This window comes from Paenibacillus sp. G34 (assembly GCF_056856875.1).
In genome coordinates this window covers 2,801,369-2,821,437 of sequence record NZ_CM166469.1, presented here as the reverse complement: position 1 = coordinate 2,821,437, position 20,069 = coordinate 2,801,369, and the positions used below count along the sequence as shown (strand labels likewise).

At 47.3% G+C, this 20,069-nt stretch carries 12 protein-coding genes; 7 read left to right on the top strand and 5 right to left on the bottom strand.

Annotated features, from left to right (window positions below; genetic code table 11):
* Positions 1–143: 143 nt before the first annotated feature.
* Positions 144–1,847 carry a hypothetical protein gene (locus tag AC1VYS_RS12970; protein ID WP_482914583.1) on the bottom strand — a complete coding sequence of 568 codons (1,704 nt, stop codon included), beginning with the start codon at positions 1,845–1,847 and terminating at the stop codon, positions 144–146.
* The gene (locus AC1VYS_RS12965; RefSeq protein WP_482914582.1) at positions 1,844–8,557 is read right to left on the bottom strand and encodes a DUF7507 domain-containing protein; all 6,714 of its coding nucleotides are present in this window, start codon (positions 8,555–8,557) and stop codon (positions 1,844–1,846) included. Before AC1VYS_RS12965 ends, AC1VYS_RS12970 begins: the two co-directional genes overlap by 4 nt.
* Positions 8,558–9,205: 648 nt before the next feature.
* Between AC1VYS_RS12965 and AC1VYS_RS12960 the strand changes: the two genes are divergently transcribed.
* Entirely contained in the window at positions 9,206–9,907 is a 702-nt protein-coding gene (locus tag AC1VYS_RS12960; protein ID WP_482934523.1) for a GGDEF domain-containing protein, read from the top strand.
* 116 nt (positions 9,908–10,023) lie between these two features.
* Here the strand turns inward: AC1VYS_RS12960 and AC1VYS_RS12955 are convergent, their stop codons facing one another.
* Both AC1VYS_RS12955 and AC1VYS_RS12950 read right to left on the bottom strand, forming a co-directional pair.
* Entirely contained in the window at positions 10,024–10,548 is a 525-nt protein-coding gene (locus tag AC1VYS_RS12955; protein ID WP_482914580.1) for a hypothetical protein, read from the bottom strand.
* A gap of 89 nt (positions 10,549–10,637) precedes the next feature.
* On the bottom strand, positions 10,638–12,278 hold the full coding sequence (locus AC1VYS_RS12950; RefSeq protein WP_482914579.1) for a cache domain-containing protein: 1,641 nt from the start codon (positions 12,276–12,278) through the stop codon (positions 10,638–10,640).
* A 311-nt stretch (positions 12,279–12,589) separates the two neighbouring features.
* Here AC1VYS_RS12950 and AC1VYS_RS12945 point away from each other — a divergent pair, with 311 nt between their 5' ends.
* From AC1VYS_RS12945 to mnhG, 6 genes are read left to right on the top strand one after another with little or no spacing between them, the layout of a single operon-like run.
* Positions 12,590–15,544: a Na+/H+ antiporter subunit A gene (locus AC1VYS_RS12945; RefSeq protein ID WP_482914578.1), complete on the top strand. Its 2,955-nt coding sequence runs from the start codon at positions 12,590–12,592 to the stop codon at positions 15,542–15,544.
* Between the two features lies 1 nt (position 15,545).
* The gene (locus tag AC1VYS_RS12940; RefSeq protein WP_482914577.1) at positions 15,546–15,884 is read left to right on the top strand and encodes a Na(+)/H(+) antiporter subunit C; all 339 of its coding nucleotides are present in this window, start codon (positions 15,546–15,548) and stop codon (positions 15,882–15,884) included.
* The gene (locus AC1VYS_RS12935) at positions 15,877–17,355 is read left to right on the top strand and encodes a Na+/H+ antiporter subunit D (protein WP_482914576.1); all 1,479 of its coding nucleotides are present in this window, start codon (positions 15,877–15,879) and stop codon (positions 17,353–17,355) included. Before AC1VYS_RS12940 ends, AC1VYS_RS12935 begins: the two co-directional genes overlap by 8 nt.
* Before the next feature lie 6 nt (positions 17,356–17,361).
* Positions 17,362–17,838: a Na+/H+ antiporter subunit E gene (locus AC1VYS_RS12930; protein ID WP_482914575.1), complete on the top strand. Its 477-nt coding sequence runs from the start codon at positions 17,362–17,364 to the stop codon at positions 17,836–17,838.
* Positions 17,838–18,122, top strand: coding sequence for a Na(+)/H(+) antiporter subunit F1 (locus AC1VYS_RS12925; RefSeq protein WP_090920611.1), 285 nt, complete (start codon positions 17,838–17,840; stop codon positions 18,120–18,122). Before AC1VYS_RS12930 ends, AC1VYS_RS12925 begins: the two co-directional genes overlap by 1 nt.
* Positions 18,106–18,498 carry a monovalent cation/H(+) antiporter subunit G gene (mnhG, locus tag AC1VYS_RS12920; protein ID WP_434751443.1) on the top strand — a complete coding sequence of 131 codons (393 nt, stop codon included), beginning with the start codon at positions 18,106–18,108 and terminating at the stop codon, positions 18,496–18,498. Before AC1VYS_RS12925 ends, mnhG begins: the two co-directional genes overlap by 17 nt.
* Before the next feature lie 334 nt (positions 18,499–18,832).
* Here mnhG and AC1VYS_RS12915 read toward each other — a convergent pair whose 3' ends face one another.
* A complete protein-coding gene (locus AC1VYS_RS12915; protein WP_482914983.1) occupies positions 18,833–19,951 on the bottom strand; it encodes a rhamnogalacturonan acetylesterase in 1,119 nt (372 codons plus the stop codon).
* Positions 19,952–20,069: the final 118 nt, after the last annotated feature.

The window sequence follows — 20,069 nt, the reverse complement described above, 5'->3', positions numbered from 1 at the left end:
GACGTCCCGATTCCACGGTTGTTTGCCGAGTGCATATTCAATTAGTATACCATTCATTTACGTTTGTGTAATGTCATGACACCTTTTTTCGGCAAAATCCTCCCTGTATTTCAACTTGAATTCCCCTCTCCAACTCATCCCGACTATTCATCCCGATCCTCTACCAGAATGCTGTATTCGTTCGATCTGGACTCTCCTGAACGCTTTTGTCCGCTCCATTCATAGGTGTAAAGAGCCAGCAAATAGCCCTTCAGTACACCGGTTTGTTCGGGTGCAAGCAGTACAAGGTAGGACAATTCTTTCTCCGATTCCGCTCCCAACTCACCGATGTGGAGATACCTCGGGGTCGAATATTCCGGAACATTTAACTGCATTTGGCTCTCCTCCTGCCCCGCCCATTTGGCGCCCTGAGGCAGAATATTCCCCAACTGCACTCGTGCAGGCAACGCACCCTTATTACTGACCCTTACTTTGAAAGTCACTGTTCCTCCTTGCTCAACAATGGTGGGGAAAACCTCTACATAAACTTGAATCACAGGCGCTCTGAGCTCCAGAACGGCCTCATTCGAAACGAGTCTACGCTGAACTATACGAGAATCCGGCAAGCGGAATGTGTAGATTAACACGGCCCGGTTCACCAAATTGCCCTGAGTGGGAATGATTGTATCTGTTCCTTCCACTGCCGCTTCAATCTGGGCCTCAAATTGAATATGTAGCTCAGACCGGGCAGTTAATGTACCCAGATCTACCCCTGTGTTAGGGTTAGTGCCTGGGCGTTTGACGCCATTCCAGCTCAGACTTCCTTCAACAAAATGTATTGCCGTGGGAAGAACATCCTGTAGTTTGGCATCCACTGCGTAACTGCTCTGGTTAGACACCGTGATATGATACCGCACCCGGTCTCCTGGTGTTGCCGTAGCAGGTAACACCGTTTTGGATAAAGATAGCTGAGCTTCAACAATAAGCAGTGTGACCTCATTGGAATAAACCGTTTCCCGTCTGCCTGCAACGATGTATCTCAAAACAGCCTCACTTGATAATTGGCTCGCCCCTTGACCGCTGGTTACCTGGACACGATACTGCACTCGAACGACATTTCCTGGTCCGATCTCCCCTAGATCAATCCCCGCATCCGGTGTGACCTGGGGGGCGAACATATCGTTAATTGTCACACTAGCCGGGATAAAAATGACACCTTGCGGCAACATCACCGTTAACTCGGCATCTGTCGCCGCAGCAAAACCCGGATTACTCACCAGAACCGTGTACATAAGGATATCCCCAGCAAAAGTGTGGCTCCGGTCCACTTGCAGACTCACTTCGAGCCTTGACGTTTCGATACGGATTTCAACAACGTTGGACTTCTCCATGCCCGTAACTGTTCTGCCTTCTGTGGTCACAAACTCATAATTCACTTCTGCCTGATTTAGCAACCTAAGAGCCTGGGGCACTCGCACAATGACTACCTGAAAGTGATAGTTGAGTACTGCACCCGGTGCAATCTCTGCGGAAGGCAGTCCTTGCGTAAGGGAGACTCCTGGCAATGGGATCCCATCCCGCAACACGCTGTTCGGCAGAAGTGAAGTTTCAGAAGAAAGCGGGTCTACCACACGGACAATTGCCGTGCGGTTACCCGTATTAACGATCTCAATCTGATACGTCAGCGACTGACCCAGAACAGCTGTTGTTGCATTACAACTTTTGCTTACCTTGATTCGAGGGCCAATCCATGGTGTAACAACCGTGTTGGAATAAGCCACCTGTTCCAGTTCAGTCGTGCCCGAGCTGAATCGAACCAGGGACTGATTCTTTAACCAGTGGGACAACGTACCTGGAATCTCGCTCATATGACCACAACCTCCACATTAAATGTAACTGTAGTAGAAGCCCCGGCAGCAATAGAACCCAGTGTGATACCTGTATTCGGATTACCTGTCGGTCTGGCCACGCCGTTCACCACTACACTTCCCGGAACAAAAACAGTTCCGGCGGGCACAGGGTCAACCATGACAACGTTGTTTACCGTTTCTATACCGCTATTGGTGACCACCACCGTATACGTGATTACATCACCAACGACAGCATCGATTGCACTCGTGCTTTTGACAACCACAACATTCGGAGCTGATACCGGAATAATGAGCACATTAGACGATACCGTTCCAGTTAATACGCGTCCGTCTGGTGGGCTAAATGTATAGTTCGCTACAGCTTGGTTACGCAGTTGCTGATCTTGAGGCAGTGAATCGACTGTAACTCCTAGGGTAACCGCAACATTTACAGAGCCACCAGGAGGGATGTTTCCTACGACAATACCCGTTTCGGGATTAGCCCCTGGCTGAGGAACACCATCGATCAGGACGCTGTTCGGCAGTAGCACGGCACCAGTCGGGATGTTATCGGTTAACGTAAGATTCGCAACCAGATTACCGCTGTTATTAATTGTAAATGAATACACGATGTCGTCACCAATCGTGGCATTCGATGTGCTTGCTGTTTTGGAAACTGCGATAATTGGCTGGTAGATCGGAGTGACAATCGTATTGGAATACGCCGCTCCAGAGAACACACCCGATGTAAAGCTTACAGATGATTGGCTGCTGACTTGCGGCGGTGTTGGCAGTGAGTTGACACGAACAGCGTAAGATACTGCAATTGACTCCCCGGGAGCCAAGGTACCGAGTGCAATACCGAGTGCAGGGTTCGCCGAAGGACGAGGTGTGCCGTTAACCAAGACACTTCCTGCAACAAACGTAGTCGCCGGGTCGATGGGATCCGTGAGAACGATGTTGTTAACCGGGTCAATACCACTGTTGGTGACAACCATCTCATACACAATTGTGTCACCTACGACAGCATCTGTTGACGTTGTTGTTTTCACGACGGTGACATTTGGTGCTGAAACTTGAATAATTAGTGCGTTTGATGTAAGGCTTCCGCCAAGCGTTCTTCCATCCGGTAGCGTGTACGTAAACGTAGCTGACGCCTGATTCGTGATGGATTGGCTCACTGGAAGTGTTGTAATCACAATTGAAAATGTGACGACGGTCGTGGTTGATACCACACCAAGGGAAATACCTGAAGCAGGGTCAGCACCAGGCGCCGACGCTCCATTAATCACGACACTATTCGGTACAAACTCCGTACCGGCAGGAATAGTATCCGTCAGTGTAACCGTAGCACCATAGTTTCCCGTATTCGTGACAGCGATGCTGTAAATGACGGTGTCACCCACTGTGGCAATGGCTTGATCTCCTGTTTTGACCGCAGCCAGGATCGGCTGATATACCGGAGTTGAGACTGTATTGGAGAACGTTGTAGCTGAAAAAGCTCCTGACGTAAAACTCACTGTAGATTGATTGTTCAAAACAGCAGAAGCTGGCAGGCTTGTAACACTCACACTAAATACAACGGTTACGGTAGCTCCAGGTGCGATGGAACCTAAGGTAATCCCCGTAGAGGGATTTGCATTTGGACGGAGCACTCCATCCACAAAGACACCGCTTGGCGCGAGTACTGTACTCGCTGGCAAAGCATCCGTAAATATGACATTGCTTACATTCGCGATACCATTGTTGGTCACTGCTATGCTGTATGTTACGATATCGCCTACAGACGCGGCAGTAGACGTTGTTGATTTGACAACAGCCACGTCGGGTGCAGACACCGGAATCGTCAGAACATTAGACAGTACTCCTCGGGTAATACTTCTTCCATCTGGCAATGTGAACGACAATGTAACTGAAGCCTGATTAACCAGTTGCTGCGGACTTGGGAGCGTCTCAATCACAACGGAAAAAGTAATTGTCGTTGTTGCTCCTGGGGCTACATTTCCCGCAGGTATACCCGTCGCCGGACTGGCAGCAGGCAACGGCTGCCCGTTAACTATCACACTGTTCGGGACAAGCACGGTACCCGCAGGCAAATTGTCTGTCAGATTAATCTGCGCTCCGAAGTTCCCCTGATTATTCACACTAATGGTGTAACTCACTGTATCCCCAACGGTCGCATTCTGTGTACTGGCCGTTTTCTGTGCAACTAATACAGGTTGATATACAGGGGTTAGAACGGTGTTGGAGAACGTTGTACCTGAAAATGTGCCGGAGGTGAAACTTACGGTTGATCGGTTGCTCAGCTGATTGTTCGAAGGAATTCCATTAACGGTAACGCTAAATGTAACGGTTGCCGTTCCTCCAGGTGCAAGTGTACCCAGCGGTATTCCGCCAGATGGACTCGCTGCGGGTTGTGATACACCGTTTACCGTTACACTGCCCGTAACAAATGAAGCTCCGGATGGAATAGGGTCTGAAAACTGTACACTGTTTACGGGTGCAATACCGCTGTTCGTCACCAGTACGGAATAAACGACCGTGTCACCCACAGTAGCTGCTGTAGATACTGTGCTTTTAACCACACTTACATTAGGGGATGAGACAGGGAAAGTAAGTGTGTTGGACGTTGCAGTTCCTGTCAACGTTCGGCCATCGGGGGGTGTAAAAGTAAATGTAGATGATGCAAAGTTACTGAGCTGCTGCGGAGATGGCAAGGAATCCACAACAACCGCAAATGTGACAACTGCTGTTGCACCCGCCGCTACAACACCTACTGGAATGCCAGTGCCAGGCGTAACTCCCGGCTGCGGTACACCCGAGACAACCACACTGTTAGGCACAAGGGTTGTCGCTGCCGGGATGGTATCCGTGACAGTAACATTCGCCTGAAGGTTACCCGTATTACTCACCGTGATGGTATAAACGACGGTATCACCGACGGTAGCATTGATCGTGTTTGCCGTTTTAACAAGAGCAATCTGCGGCTGTATAACAGGAGTCTGCGTTGTATTCGAAGATGATGAACCCGAAAAGGAACCTGAAGTAAAGCTGACCGTCGACTGGTTGTTAATCTGTGAAGGGATCGGCATAGTTATCCTCACCTCAAAAGTTACGGTTACTTCAGCTCCTGGCGCCAAAGTACCGATTGGGATGCCGGCGGTCGGATTGGAGAGCGGTGATGCGCTCCCGTTCACCAGGACACTTCCGGGTATTAATGGGGTGTTCGAAGGCAGTGGATCGACAAATATGACATTGTTGACAGCGGTTGTTCCATTATTCCGAATCACAGAGGTGTAACGAATCACATCCCCGGACACCGCATAATCAGCGTTATCACTTTTAACAATGCTTACATTAGGCAAGGACACCGGAATGGTTACCGTATTGGATGAAATAAAACCTGCAATGACTCTTCCGCTTGGCAAGGTATAACTGTATGAGGCAACAGCTTGGTTAATCAACTGTCTTGGATCTGGCAGACTTGTGACAGTTGCAAGGAATGACAAGGTTACAGACGCTCCGGCAGCCAATGTCCCAAGACTGATTCCCGTATTCGGACTAACGCCCGGAGCTGGATTCCCATTAATCAGGACACTGTTTGTCACAAATACGGCTCCGGCAGGAACCGGGTCGGTTAGTGTAACCGTTGCTGCTATATTACCTGTATTCGTGATCTGAACATTGTAATTAAAAGTATCTCCGACAGTAAGACTCGAAGAACTTGCCGACTTAACGACTTGAATGACTGGTTGATAGACGGACGTGTTCACCGTTACAGATGAAGACACACCATTAAAGCTGCCTGAAGTAAAGGCAGCACTTGCCCTGTTAGTCACCACACCAGATGTGGGAACTGCCGTAACCCTCGTCTGATACGTCACCGTTACGCTTGCCGAACTGTTTAGTGTTCCAATCGCGATGCCTGCGATCGGACTTGCATTACGCTGGGCGCTTCCATTGATGGTGACACTTCCTGCTACGAATTCAGAGCCAGAAGATGGAGTGTCCGATAGAACCAGATTCTGTACAGCGCTTGTTCCTGCATTCGTAAGCACAACTGTATAAGTTAATACGTCCCCCACAGTAGCATCTGCCGTATTCACGGTTTTAGATATGCTGATATTGGGAGCAGAAGCAGGTATCCGCACAACATTGGATACTGAACTGCCAGACAGATTACGCCCACTTGGAAGTTGATACGTGTACGAAGCCGTACCTTGATTCTCCAGAACAGGTGGTGAGGGTAACGATACAAGTGATGCACGAAACACCACCGTCGCACTCCCTGAAGGGGGGAGTGTCCCAAGCGTGATGCCTGTCAGCGGACTGGTTCCGGGCCTTGCTGTGCCGTTAACCGTTACTGAATCCGGTACAAACGTAAGGCCGGCCGGAATCGTATCCGTCACATTGACTTGTGCAGCAATATTTCCGGTATTGCTCACGACGAGGGTATAGGCAATTTGATCCCCTAGCGTTGCATTCGTTTGACTCGCCGATTTCACGATGTTAATCACGGGCTGATACACAGGTGTAGTTATTGAATTTGAATTTGAAATGCCTGTAAACGCTCCAGAACTGTAGGACACAGAGGCTCGGTTAAGTAGTGATCCGCCCGTAGGCACGGATTGTACACTCACCTGAAAAGTCACCGTTGCAGAAGTCGCAGCATTTAATGTTCCCAGAGTGATTCCACTTCCCGGATTGGCAGACGGCACACTCGTCCCCCGAACCGTTACACTTCCAGGAACAAAACTTAACCCGGATGGAAGGCTATCCGTCAGAATCGCATTGCTGATCGGTTGTATGCCCCCATTGGTTGTTACCACCGAATACGTGAACGTTTCTCCTACTGCAACATCCGTGACCGTTGCTGTTTTAACAACGTTAACATTGGGCAAAGTTACCGGGATGGAAAGTGTATTGGATGCCGCCGTCCCCGTAATGGTCCGTCCGTCTGGTGAGTTAAATGAATACGTCGACGTAGCCTGGTCAACCAAGGTAGGCGGTGTAGGTAGATTGGTTACCAGTACTTGAAAAGTAATTGTAGTAACACTTCCTGCAGCCAGTGTACCTAAATTTACGCCTACGGCCGGATTCGCTCCTGCAACGACCGTTCCATTAACACGGAAACTTCCAGCTACATAAGTACTCCCTGCTGGAATATTATCAGCAATCGTAACATTTGCTCCTACGTTACCTCCGTTGGTCACCTGTAACGTATAGGTTACTTGGTCACCTACCGTGGCATTCGTTGTATTCGCAGATTTCACGATCGACAAGTTTGGCGAATAGACAGGAAGAGTTGAATTATTAGAAGGTATGACACCACTAATGATGGGACCTCCGGCAACACTTTGAAAAGTAAATGCGGCATTTGCAGAATTGACTAGTTGCAAAACACTCGTATCATTTGTAATCTGAGCACGGTACGTGACGACAACACTGCTGTTCAGGGCCAAAGAGCCTAAAGGTATCCCTGATGTCACATCCAGTGTCGGCCTTGACACACCACCTACCGTGATGCTACCAGGTACAAAGGTTAAACCGGCAGGTAGCGTATCCGACAGAACCACACTGGCTGCACTAGCCGAGCCGCCATTCGTAATTGTTGCGCTATACGTGACGATGTCTCCCGCTACAGCCCCCGTTGCTGTAAATGACTTCGCGACAGTAATCCGTGGTGCATTAATATCCACCTGAATGGCATTTCCATTCACGATATACGCATCACCAGAGGTCGTTAATGTTAGGACTGCTGAAGACTGATTGTTAATCAGCCTTGCGGAGACATCCACATTGGTGATATCCCAGCCCTGACGTCCCCCGACAATATTGGTTCCTGGCGCTCCATTGATCTGGTTGCGGGTACCAAACGTTCCTGTCGTATTCAGGGCACCCGTATCACCATTAATTTGTGACGCAAAAAAATTGGCCGCCAGATTGTTTGGCCCAGACAGCGCGACTGAAGTTGCGGAAGTTGCTCCGAATAACGCCTGATCTCCTGTCCGATTTGCATCCCCCTCCTGCGCACTGAACAGCGCCCTACCTCCCAAGGCTCCAGAAACTGGCGTTGCAAAGCCGGTAAGGGTGGTAACAACTGGCGCTGAAGTAGATTGAACCAGTACTCCTCCCGCACGTAAAGACATGTTTCGAAAAGGCAAATTGCCATTTTGGTATATGACGCCCAGTGTCCAGCCCGCATGGTTGGCTGTAGCATCATTGGTGATTACAATCGTGCCTACGACCCCGCCGGTGACATATGTACCTGCTCCCCCATTTTGCACAAGAGTGGTGACGTTAGCCGAGCGTACATAACCCGCTGCGTTGTTTCCAAGGTCAAACTGATTATATGTGGCCGGATCTGGCGTAACACTGAACGTGCCCGCAGGGGTGGTAAACGAAACCGGATTATTGATTGCTGAACTCAGATTGACCGTGCCATTGATATAACTTCCGCCCCAGATCAACTCCGCATAAAGAACCGTACTCCCTGCTGGCAAAACCAGAATTGCAGCTGAGCTGTTGCTCTGGTACAGGCTGGTTGTCCCTGCGGGATACGTCCCGAAAGTGGAAGCTGTGTTGATCGTTGTAAATCCGCCGATACTATCTTGCGTTCCCGGCACCCCTGCCGTTTCGGAACGGCTTAATCCCAGAGTATTGCCCGTAAATGTAATTGCCCCTGTAGCGTTGACGGTTGAACGAACGACAAGAGGAATGGATTTCACCTCCCCCTTCAGCAAAATAAGAATCCTGATATAGAGCCTGTTATCAGTCTATGATGCAGGATCAGGAAATTTGTATGTCCACTTCTGAAAGTTTGTATATCCTCTGGATTATTATGTAAGGTTTAGTGTCATGTTTAAAATTTTATCTCTTGCGTTTTGCCGGTTGTATCTTATAATCAATTTATACGAGAGTAATCTGTCGTATCATTTTGATGCAGTCAGCGGTGATATATGAATAGATCAACAGAACATAGCAGCCACATCCCAAGCGAATATGAGATCAAGCATTCCAAATGGATCCGTAAAATGCTTCATGCTTATTCAGTTGTTGTTGCTGCACATTTTTTAACTCAGATTGCTTGTTACCTTTTCTTGCAATATGATCGCGCCCCCCTGGATTTCATCGTAAACGTGTTGTTTTGGCCTACTGCTCTAGCTGTTTTTTGTATTTTACTCACCAGTTACATGGATCGAAGATTTCCTTCCTGTTCGTTCTACACAATGTCCGTTACCAGTACAGTGACCGCTTGGACTATTATTCATGTCAATTACGACATTCGGATTATGCCCGCCATATGTCTTTTGCCGATCTTTGCCTCTGTTTTGTTTTTTGACAGCAGGCGTGTGTGGTTCATTTGTTTATTACAAATGGCAGGCTATGGTCTGCTTCTAATAGATCCCGCTTATCGCGCATATCTTAACTCGTTTGACATGGTTTCCATTCCAGTATTTTTGATCCTGGCCACCTATGTGGCACAAATTATTGTAACCAGCGGGGTTGAGGTACTGGACGATTTGCAGACAAGCATGAACGCCAAGAAAGACCTGATCGTACGGAATGCCATTATCGCCAAACAGTCCAAAACAGACGGGTTAACCAATCTTTATAATCAAACCTCGTTCAAGGATTATTACGAGAAGGCTTTTGAGTATGCCAATCTAGGAATGAGTCTGCAATTGGCGCTAATTGATATCGATGATTTTAAAGTTATCAACGATACATATGGTCATCTTGTAGGCGATATTATTTTGGAAAAGGTATCTCTAATCATTCAGGAGAGCATTACGGCTAGTGATATTGCTGCGAGGTATGGCGGTGAGGAATTTGCTTTGTTAATGTTTGATCAATCCTTTGAGCAGGCGTATGACTTGGTTGAACTCATCCGGCAAAAGATTTCACTAATGGGCCATCTGGAGCTAGGAGGGTCATCCATTACAGTAAGCATCGGTCTAAAGGGATACAACCTTGATCTAAGCAAAGATAAATTATTTGAAGAAGTGGATGCTTGCTTGTACGCCGCCAAACGTACGGGTAAAAACAAAACGGTAACGTCACTGGTTGCCTCCTGACCATTTAAGAGCCAGTAATACAAAAAGTTGTGTGGTGTCCCGAAGCTCTGGGGCATCACACAACTTTTTCATTTTCATGCGAATCCGCCTATCTCAATTCGCTATATGCTCATTCCCTATTCTTCTGCCCATTCCCAGCGATGGCGATATTGCTCCAGCCTTGGGTGCATTTCTACGGGCTGACCGTCAATAATAAGCCGCAACTCCTTAATCCAGTCTGTAAAAGAGTCAAAGGAAGCCCACTGATTAGCCATCTCTATGGTCATATATAAAAAAAGAGGAGCCGGATATTCGGATTGAATATGTCGCAGAGCTGTGTCAATCGGCGTATACTTTTTTCGTTTCCCCTCTAAGCCCTCTACCCGGATTGGTTCGGACGCGTGATTACGCCGCCATTCGTGAAGACGATCCTCTCTTTTGTAAAAGGAATGGACTGCATCTCGGCTCATTCGTTTTACTGTGCTTTCATGTAATGGGTAGAGCACTAGCTGCTTGAAAGCTCTTGCATTCGTAATCGCCACAGCTCGTTCTAATTGTTCGTCCGTCACATTCTGGAACGAGTCGTAAAAGATCAGTGTTCCCTTGCGACTGGGTGCAACAGGTTCATAACCAAAAGGTACGTTAGCGTATTTTCCAGACAAGCTCCCTCCTCCTCTCTCTTCTCAGTTATGACACATTCCGTACTCACCTAAATGCATAATGAACTCAAACTTCATGTATCTATTATAACCTAAAGATTCTCATCCAACTCGGAAAAAAAGGTAACTCTGTTCTTGCCCGCACGTTTGGATCTATAGAGCGCTTCATCAGCCATTCGAATAATCTCACTTGGATTGTTGCTATTCGTCGGATACTCCGCTCCTCCAATGCTGCAGCCAATATGCACACGCTCATACTCAATAATGAATGGTTTGTTCAAACTTTGAATGATATCTTGCGCATACTGGATCGCTTCTTGCCTCGGATTATCTCCGATAGAGCGAAGTACAATCAGGAATTCGTCACCGCCAAGACGTACCGTTATACCGTCCTCATGACTTAGTGCTGTAAGTCGCTGAGCAACTTTTTGCAGCAAAATGTCACCGGTCTGATGTCCCAGCGAATCGTTCACACTTTTGAAACCGTCCAGATCCAGATAGAGGAAAGTCAACGTATGATCCTCGCTCTCTGTCTGCAGAGATTCCTCAAGATACGTCTCAAGAGCTGTACGGTTCTTCAATCCGGTCAGCTGGTCATAGTGTGCAAGATTTTGCATCACAACCAGTTCTGAGTCTTTATTCATGATCGAAGATACCATGTTTCGCAGTGAACGTGACAATGCTTCAATCTCCTTCAGTCCTTTGGTCTCAGGGATGTCAATATTCTCCCCTGCGCTGAGACGATCTGCAACACGGGTTAATCGAACCAGAGGTGCCGAGATTATTCTGGAGAGAAGCCAGCCAATGGGTGCAAACAACAGCATTACCACGATGCCAGCAAAGATGTTAAACCACATCAGATCAACGACAGATGAAAAGGCTGCCGATTTACCCTGACGAATGATAATGGTCCAGCCCAGCCCCGGATATTCTTTATATCCCTGACTATACGCTAAACCGGTAACATATTCCTTGCCATCCGGCCACTTTTCAGTGGACCAGCTGCTTTTACTTTTTCGATGATCTCCAATTCCCTCTAGATCAAGCGGTTTGCCTACCCACTCTTTGGGGCCGAGAAGCACGGTGTGCTCTTTTTTGCTGACGATAAAGAATTCAATATCTTTCTCCTCACGTTGTAACGGTACGAGTACGGAAGCCTCGACTTCTTTGGCCCACGCCCAACTGAGATGCGCTGCTAATACACCACGAATTTGCCCTTGACTATCCTTAAGCGGGAAGCTGATATCTACAAATTGCAATGGCTCTCCCGATGGATTAGGCAATAGCTTGGCCAGCAACACCGCATTATGTACATCTCCAATAAATTTACCCTTGATCCCTTCCTGATACACAGGCCGTTCTGATAAATCTTCGCCTAGAAGAATTCCATCTGTAGCGGCTAACACTTTTCCCTTTGGATCCATGAATCCAACCCAGGAAAAAGAGGGAAAGCTATTTTGAAGCTGATCCAACAGCATTTGGATATCCGCGTAATTAAATTCATCATTCATAGAGGCCATGTTGCCAAGAAGATTCATTTCACCAGATCGAGAGTACATGAAACGATCCAGCTTGTCCACGGTCTGTAAAGCCGTGCCTTCCAGGGAGTGTCCAATTTCGGTTTCCACTGCATCAAATGATTTTTGGCTGAAAACATATCCAATGGTTAAGATAACAAACAGAGATAATACAGCGAAAATGACGGTGAGCACCGTTCTAAGTTTAAATGACATAATTCCTCCTGCACATACGGTGAACCGCTCTTACAATCTCAACCATCCACAGCTCTACGCTGCAAAATGATAAGAAATAGCTCTCACTTATTTTGAATTATATCGGTATTTTAGTTTGCATTTTTAATATATGTACCCATACAAAATTCATCCGAAATTTGACCGGGTTTCTTCTATTCAAAGAATAGTCACGATTCTGTATATACAAACTTGGGTTATGTAATAGAGAGAGCAAGCAAACCCTTAGAGGATTGCGCCTGTATGTCCCACATAGAGAATGACTAGAAAATAAACATTGGGGGTGTAATTATTTGAGCCTGCTTCACATTGCTGTTATTTTGCCTTTTGCAGCTGGTATCCTTCTTGCCTTGTTACACAGACTCTTTCGTAAAATTCATCTAGGATGGGCGGTATTACTTGTACCGACATCGTTATTCATTTATTTTGCAGGCAAGATCCCTGCTGTGTCTCAGCGTCACCCGGTATCCGGCCATATTCCCTGGATTCCGTCCCTCGACATCGGATTTAATCTATATTTGGACGGACTCAGTTTACTGTTAACGCTGTTGATTAGCGGAATCGGCGTACTTGTTGTCTTCTACTCGATTTTTTACATGAGCAAAACAGAGGCGTTAAACCGCTTCTATCTCTATCTGTTAATGTTTATGGGAGCCATGCTTGGTGTCGTATTGTCAGACAACATGATCGTCCTGTATGCATTCTGGGAACTGACCAGCATTACATCATTCCTGCTGATCGCTTTTCATTACAAACGCAAAGCCTCCACATCCGGCGCACAAAAATCGTTCCTGATTACGGTTTTTGGCGGATTCGCCATGCTTGCAGGATTTATGTTGATGTATCTGATGACAGGCACATTCAGTATCCGTGCAACGATTACCGAATGGGGACATATTCAGGATAGCGCTCTGTTTCTACCGGCCCTTGTTCTGATTCTCATTGGAGCCTTCACAAAATCGGCACAATTCCCATTCCATATCTGGCTGCCTGATGCCATGGAAGCTCCAACACCCGTTAGTGCGTATCTGCACTCCGCCACCATGGTCAAAGCCGGACTGTATGTTGTTGCCCGTTTCACACCGATCTTCGGTGGCCAAGGACTCTGGTTCTGGCTTGTAACAGGTGTGGGCTTACTAACGCTGGGTTACGGATCATTTTTGGCCGTGAAGAAAAATGATCTCAAAGCTATTCTTGCCTATTCGACAATCTCACAACTTGGTTTGATTATGTCCCTCTTCGGGATTGGATCTGCTGCTCTCTATTTCGGATATGGCGAATCTTCTACTATGTACACCGTAGCTATCACGGCTGCGTTGCTCCATTTATTCAACCACGGCACCTTCAAAGCTGCCCTGTTTATGGTGGCTGGCATCGTCGATCATGAGACAGGTACACGGGATATTCGCAACCTTGGCGGACTGGCAGCATTCATGCCCGTCACATTCAGCATAGCGCTGATCGGTTCACTTGCCATGGCAGGTATTCCGCCTTTTAACGGATTCCTTAGTAAGGAATTGTTCTTTCAAGCGATGGTCCAAATTAAAGACCTCCGTATCTTTGGAATGGGCTCCTGGAGTATTGTGCTGCCAGTCATCGCGTGGCTTGCCAGCGTTTTCACGTTGATTTATGCCCTGATATTCGTGTTCAAAACATTCCTCGGTCGTAGCCGAAACGAGTTGCCTGCCGAGAAATTACATGAGGCGCCTGTCGGGTTGCTAATTCCGCCGCTCGTTCTGGGTGCGCTGGTCATCGGTTTTGGACTCTTTCCGGATTTACTGTCCGGGTCACTGATCGAACCGGCAATGGCGGCCGTTCTCCCATCCTTACTGAATGGGAATGAACGCTTTGATGTACATTTCTCACTATGGCATGGCTGGACTCCCGAATTGTTCATGACCATCGGTGTTGTTATTCTCGGGGTCATGCTCTACAAGTTGCTGCCACGATGGAGGAATATTTATGAGCACTATCCACAAGGTCTAACGATTAACAACATGTATCATGTGGTGTTGGACAACGTACAGCACTATGCACGTAAATGGACAGAAGCCTACATGAATGGCTCCGTCCGTAATTATCTGGTTTACATTTTTTCATTCACCGTGGCATTACTGGTCTACGCTTTCTTCCGCTCTGGTGAAAATATAACCTGGAATGTGCAGGATAATGCACCTTACTCATTCTACGAAGTTGTGTTGTTGGTCACACTGATTGCAGCTGCCGTTTCCATTCCTTTTGCCAAAAACCGCTTGTCTGCGGTCATTATGACTGGTGCTGTCGGTTATCTGGTTACACTGCTCTTCGTTCTATTCCGGGCACCTGACCTAGCACTGACACAAATGATTGTAGAGACCGTCTCTGTAGCTCTGTTTCTGCTCTGCTTCTACCATCTGCCTGAATTACAACGTGGCAAATCAAGTCCACGTTATCTCACCGTCAATATGATCGTTGCCATTTCTGTCGGCGTTGTCATGACATTTGTAGCACTCGCTGCAAGTGGTACAGCATCTCTTGACAGCATCTCGTCTTTCTTTCTGCAGGAAGCTTACAGTTCGGCTGGTGGTAAAAATGTCGTGAATGTACTGCTCGTGGATTTCCGCGGTTACGATACGTTGCTTGAGATTATGGTTCTTGGCGTAGCGTCTCTATCCATCTACTCCATGATTAATCTGAACCTCGAAGCGAAAGATCTCGGAGCCAGACTGAAATTTCGCAAAAAAGAAGAGAAGCAAGACGAAGAACCCGAACTTGACGATGAAGCGGACAACACCAAAAAATACGGAAACCGCGAGCGCAGCACATTGTCCTGGGATACGGTTCCTTTGCAAAGTAATGATGTTTTGCTGCAAACGACAACGAAAGTGGTTGTCTTTATTATTCTGACCTTCTCGATGCATCTGTTCTTTGCCGGACATCACAATCCGGGCGGTGGTTTCATCGGTGGTCTCGTCACAGCAGCAGCCTTGGTACTAATCGCGCTGGCTTTCAGTACCGATACGATTCGCAAAGCACTGCCCATCGATTTTCGGAGCTTGACTGCTATCGGTTTGGGTATAGCTTTGCTCACCGGCTCAGGTTCATTCCTGTTCGGTGTTCCGTTTCTCAGCCAGACGTTCGGATATTTCGAATTACCTCTCCTGGGTGAAACAGAGCTTGCTACTGCCATGCTGTTTGATCTGGGCGTATACCTCGCTGTGCTCGGCGTCACCATGACTATCATTTTACAGATCGGGGAGGATCGTTGATATGGAAATTTTGATGTGTGTGGCCGTAGGTATTTTGTTTGCGGTTGCCGTCTTTTTAATCTTGTCACGGAGCCTGCTCCGTATCGTACTGGGAATGTCCATTTTGACACATGGAGTGCATTTGTTGTTGATCACCATGTCGCGTCTTAAAACCGGCGCGCCTCCACTACTCGGAGAAATGGCAGAGAAATACGTCGATCCGCTTCCCCAAGCGTTAATTCTAACGTCCATTGTCATCAATTTTGGACTGACAGCCTTCTTCTTCGTTCTTTCTTATCGCTCGTATCTAAAGCTTAGAACCGACGATATGGAAGAAGTAAGGAGGCGTCCATATGAATAATCTTGTTGTTCTGCCGATTCTGCTTCCATTGATCACGGGCGTGATCGCCCTGTTGTTCTTTCGTAAAATCAATATACAACGCTTCGTCAGCGTGATTGGTCTATTGGGCACTGCAACGGTCTCGACCCTACTGATTACTCGTGTTGCACAATCTGGCGTCCAGACATTGAATATGGGTGGCTGGAAAGCTCCTTACGGGATAGTGCTTGTTGCCGACATGGTTGCAGCACTGCTCGTTGTAGCGGCTTCAATTATTGCGCTTGCCTGCCTGCTCTATGCTTTTCGAAGCATCAACAAAGAACGGGAGCAGCATCACTTTTATCCCTTCTTTCATTTTTTGATCGCAGGTGTGAACGCTTCGTTCCTGACCGGTGATCTGTTCAATCTTTTTGTCAGCTTTGAATTGATGCTAATCTCTTCCTATGCTCTGATTGTGCTCGGAGGCACGGAAAGGCAATTGCGTGAAACAATCAAATATGTATTGATTAATATTGTGTCTTCAGCTTTATTCGTAGCTTCTATCGGCTTCCTCTATTCCATTACAGGTACGCTGAATATGGCTGACTTGTCGGTTCGCATTGCCGAAGTGGGACAGAGCGGGGTTGTCACGTTAATTGCGGTTCTTTTCCTGATCGTATTCAGTATTAAGGCCGGTTTGTTTCTTTTCTTCTGGTTGTCCGGCTCTTATGCAGCTCCCCCAGCAGTTGTTACGGCGTTGTTCGCAGGATTGCTCACCAAAGTTGGCCTGTACGCCATTGTGCGGACATTCACGTTGATCTTCTATCATGACCCGGACTTTTTCCATGCCTTAATTGGATGGATGGCTGGTGCAACGATGATTCTGGGTGTTGTTGGTGCAATCTCGTATCGTGATGTAAACAAAATTCTGATCTATAACGTGGTAGCCGGAGTAGGCTTCGTTGCATTCGGGATGGCCGCTGCCAGCCGCACTGCTCTGGAAGGGCTGCTATTCTATATGCTACATGACATGTTAATTAAAACACTGCTTTTCCTGCTCGGCGGTGCTCTTATAGCCGTAGCCGGTACATCCAGGCTCGATAACATGGGCGGATTGATCCAACGTTATCCCATGCTGGGATGGATGTTCTTCATCAGTGCGCTTGCGCTTGCAGGTCTGCCTCCATTCAGTGGATTCCCAGGAAAACTGATGTTGTTTGAGGGCGGATTAGAGGCAGGATTATATGGTTTAACTGCTGTTGCGGTGCTCTCTAGCCTGCTCATGCTGTATTCGGTACTCCGCATCTTCATTCAGGCGTTTTGGGGTGAGCCTCCTTCGGGCATGGCAAGACGTCCTTACGCGGTGAACGGATTGTTGATTCCTGCCGGCATTCTCTTTGCTTTCATCATCGTCATGGGTCTGGGTGCTGAAGGCATGTTCCAGCTTACCTCCCGTGCTGGCGATATTCTGCTGCATCCCAATATTTATATTGATGCCGTATTGAAGGAGTAGATGTCTATGGCCTTTCAGATTGTACTCAATCTTATTATTACCTTTGTCTGGATGTTTCTGAATAATGCTTGGAATGGTGTTGGTTTTCTCGTAGGATATATGCTTGGACTGCTCTTGATCGGAGGCATGAGGCGTTTCTTCCCGCAGCGCTTCTACATCGTTCGAGTCTGGGCCATTTTCAAGCTGATTGGACTGCTGTTCAAAGAACTTGTACGTGCAAGTATCGAGGTCATTCGCGAGATTATCAAACCACGGCTTGATATTCGTCCGGGTATTTTCACCTATCGTACACAGTTATCCTCAGATTGGGAAGTTACCCTGCTCTGTCTGCTAATCTCATTAACGCCAGGTTCACTGCCGCTTGAAATTTCGGGTAATCAACGTAAGCTTTTCATCCACGCACTGGATATCAAGGATGAAGAGAAACTGCGAAACGATATTCAGAATACGTTTGAAAAAGCAATTATGGAGGTGACACGTTAATGTTATCTTCATTACTGTTTATTTCACTGCTCATTCTATCTCTGGCGATTTTGGCCTGTTTATATCGGGTTCTTCGCGGTCCGTCTATGGCTGACCGGATTACTGCACTTGATACCATCGGAATCAATGTCATCGCCATCGTAGCTGTACTATCCATGATGCTGAAGACACAGGCTTATCTGGATATCATCCTGCTAATCGGTATTCTCGCTTTTCTTAGCACAGTAGCATTTGCACGTTATATCGAACGAGGGGCGGTGTTCAAAAATGAAGGAGATCGTTAGTGGCACCGCTGAAACGGCGATTGGACTGCTGGTGCTGCTTGGTGCCCTGCTCAGTGCACTCAGTGCCTTCGGACTTCTTCGCCTGCCCGATGTATATTTAAGAGCCCATGCTGCTACCAAAAGTATGACACTTGGCGTGTTTTGTGTGCTGAGCGGTGCCTTTTTCTTCTTTTGGTATTTTGACAACTATATCAGTGCTCGTCTGTTACTTGGGATTCTGTTTGTGTTCATCACCGCACCTGTCGCTGGGCATCTGAACGGGCGTGCAGCCTATCGCACCGATGTCCCACTCTGGGAACAAAGTGTGCAGGATGAACTTGAACCGTTGTTAAAAGGGAAAAAGATGAATCACGAAGAGAAGGATATGATGGAGTAGCTTATATAAATTTAATGAATAGTTTACACGGAACACTCCGATGACAGAATAACCTTCCGATCGCTGTTATCCCCGGATTTTTTGGATTCCCTTTTCCAAAGGGGAAAATCCGGTGATAAAGGCGAACGCTTAGCGCTTCTTCAGGTTTTTTCTGTCCTCTCCGTTAATGTGTAAAAAAAAATTTTTCAACTTATATAGGTGGCGAAAATAAGTAAAAAATCCCCTGGAGATATCGCGCGTAAGCGGCTTTCCTCCAGGGGATTTCTTATATAACCTAAATATGGTTTGTGTACTTCAAATACAGATAGAACTTACCCAACACACTACTTTCTTATCAGAAACCATTTAAGCCTTGGCGTTTCAGATCCGCAGCCACGATTCGAGCAAGTTGTGATGCCCCTTGCCGATTCAGATGCAAGCTATCGCCATTCATGTACAGAGCAAGCGTAGCTGCCGGCCCAATGGAAGTGAAGTATGCCGAGCTGAGCTTGTTCAGATCCACGAGTGTCACTCCCTCTTCCTGTGCCAGTGCACGCGTAGATGCGTTATACCAACGGTTCTCGGCTTGATGCACATTGGCCGAATTGAAATCTGTTGCTCGGCCCTGTGGTGTAGAGAGAATCACCGTAGCCCCTTTATTTTTCGCCTGTTGCACCATATTTCGCATAATTTCTTTGAACTGCGCCTCAGTTGTATTGTTCTTGGCGTTGGTATCGTTAATTCCGAGCTGTAGAATAAAATAGTCACCCGGCTTAATATACTTCAGAATCGCTTCCATCTGACCATCATCACGGAACCCTCTGGCAATTTGCCCGCTTGTGGCCATGTTACGAACCTGGAAAGTTGTTTTGTTTACATAGGACGGAAGCAGTTGCCCCCAGCCTCCCTGCACGCTGCTAGCGAGCGGGTAATAGTTGCAAACCGTTGAATCTCCACCAATATAGATTGTACGATTCGTGACAGGCTGGTTGGACAGTTTCCGAATTTCAAGGGCACTTAGCGTAAAAGCAGTACCTGCCTTGCCTTCCGTCACCAGCAGATTCAACTGTCCGTCGGTCACCGGAATCTGGAATTGATCGGTTGCGCCGTTGCCCGTCATATTCATGATCTGATAGACTCCTTCGGCTGCCACACTAGCTCTGGCGGTGTTACCCAGAGTCACTTTGACCTCATACAGACCATTCGGCAGGTCAACATTGAAGGTGTTATCACTTTTCGTACCAAATTTCAGAAATTGAACGGCATCACTTGCAACACCACTACCTGATGCGGAAACATTTTTCATATTAGCCGGAGTGTTGAAACCATAACCCCTTGCAGCTGTATAGGCCGTTGTGGCAGACACTCCAGTATATCCGTTCTCCACTGCTCCTGCACCAAAATCGAATTTGTAATGATCCGATGCCGCCTCGGTTACGTCTACTCTGTCACTTCCAAACCCAACCGCAATCATACTCGTAGCAAGTACAGTACATAACATCATTCGTAAAGAAGTTGACCATTTCATCATACACTGCTCCTCTCGAATTCAAATGATACGATTTTGTACCCCTCCGAATGCAGATCATGAT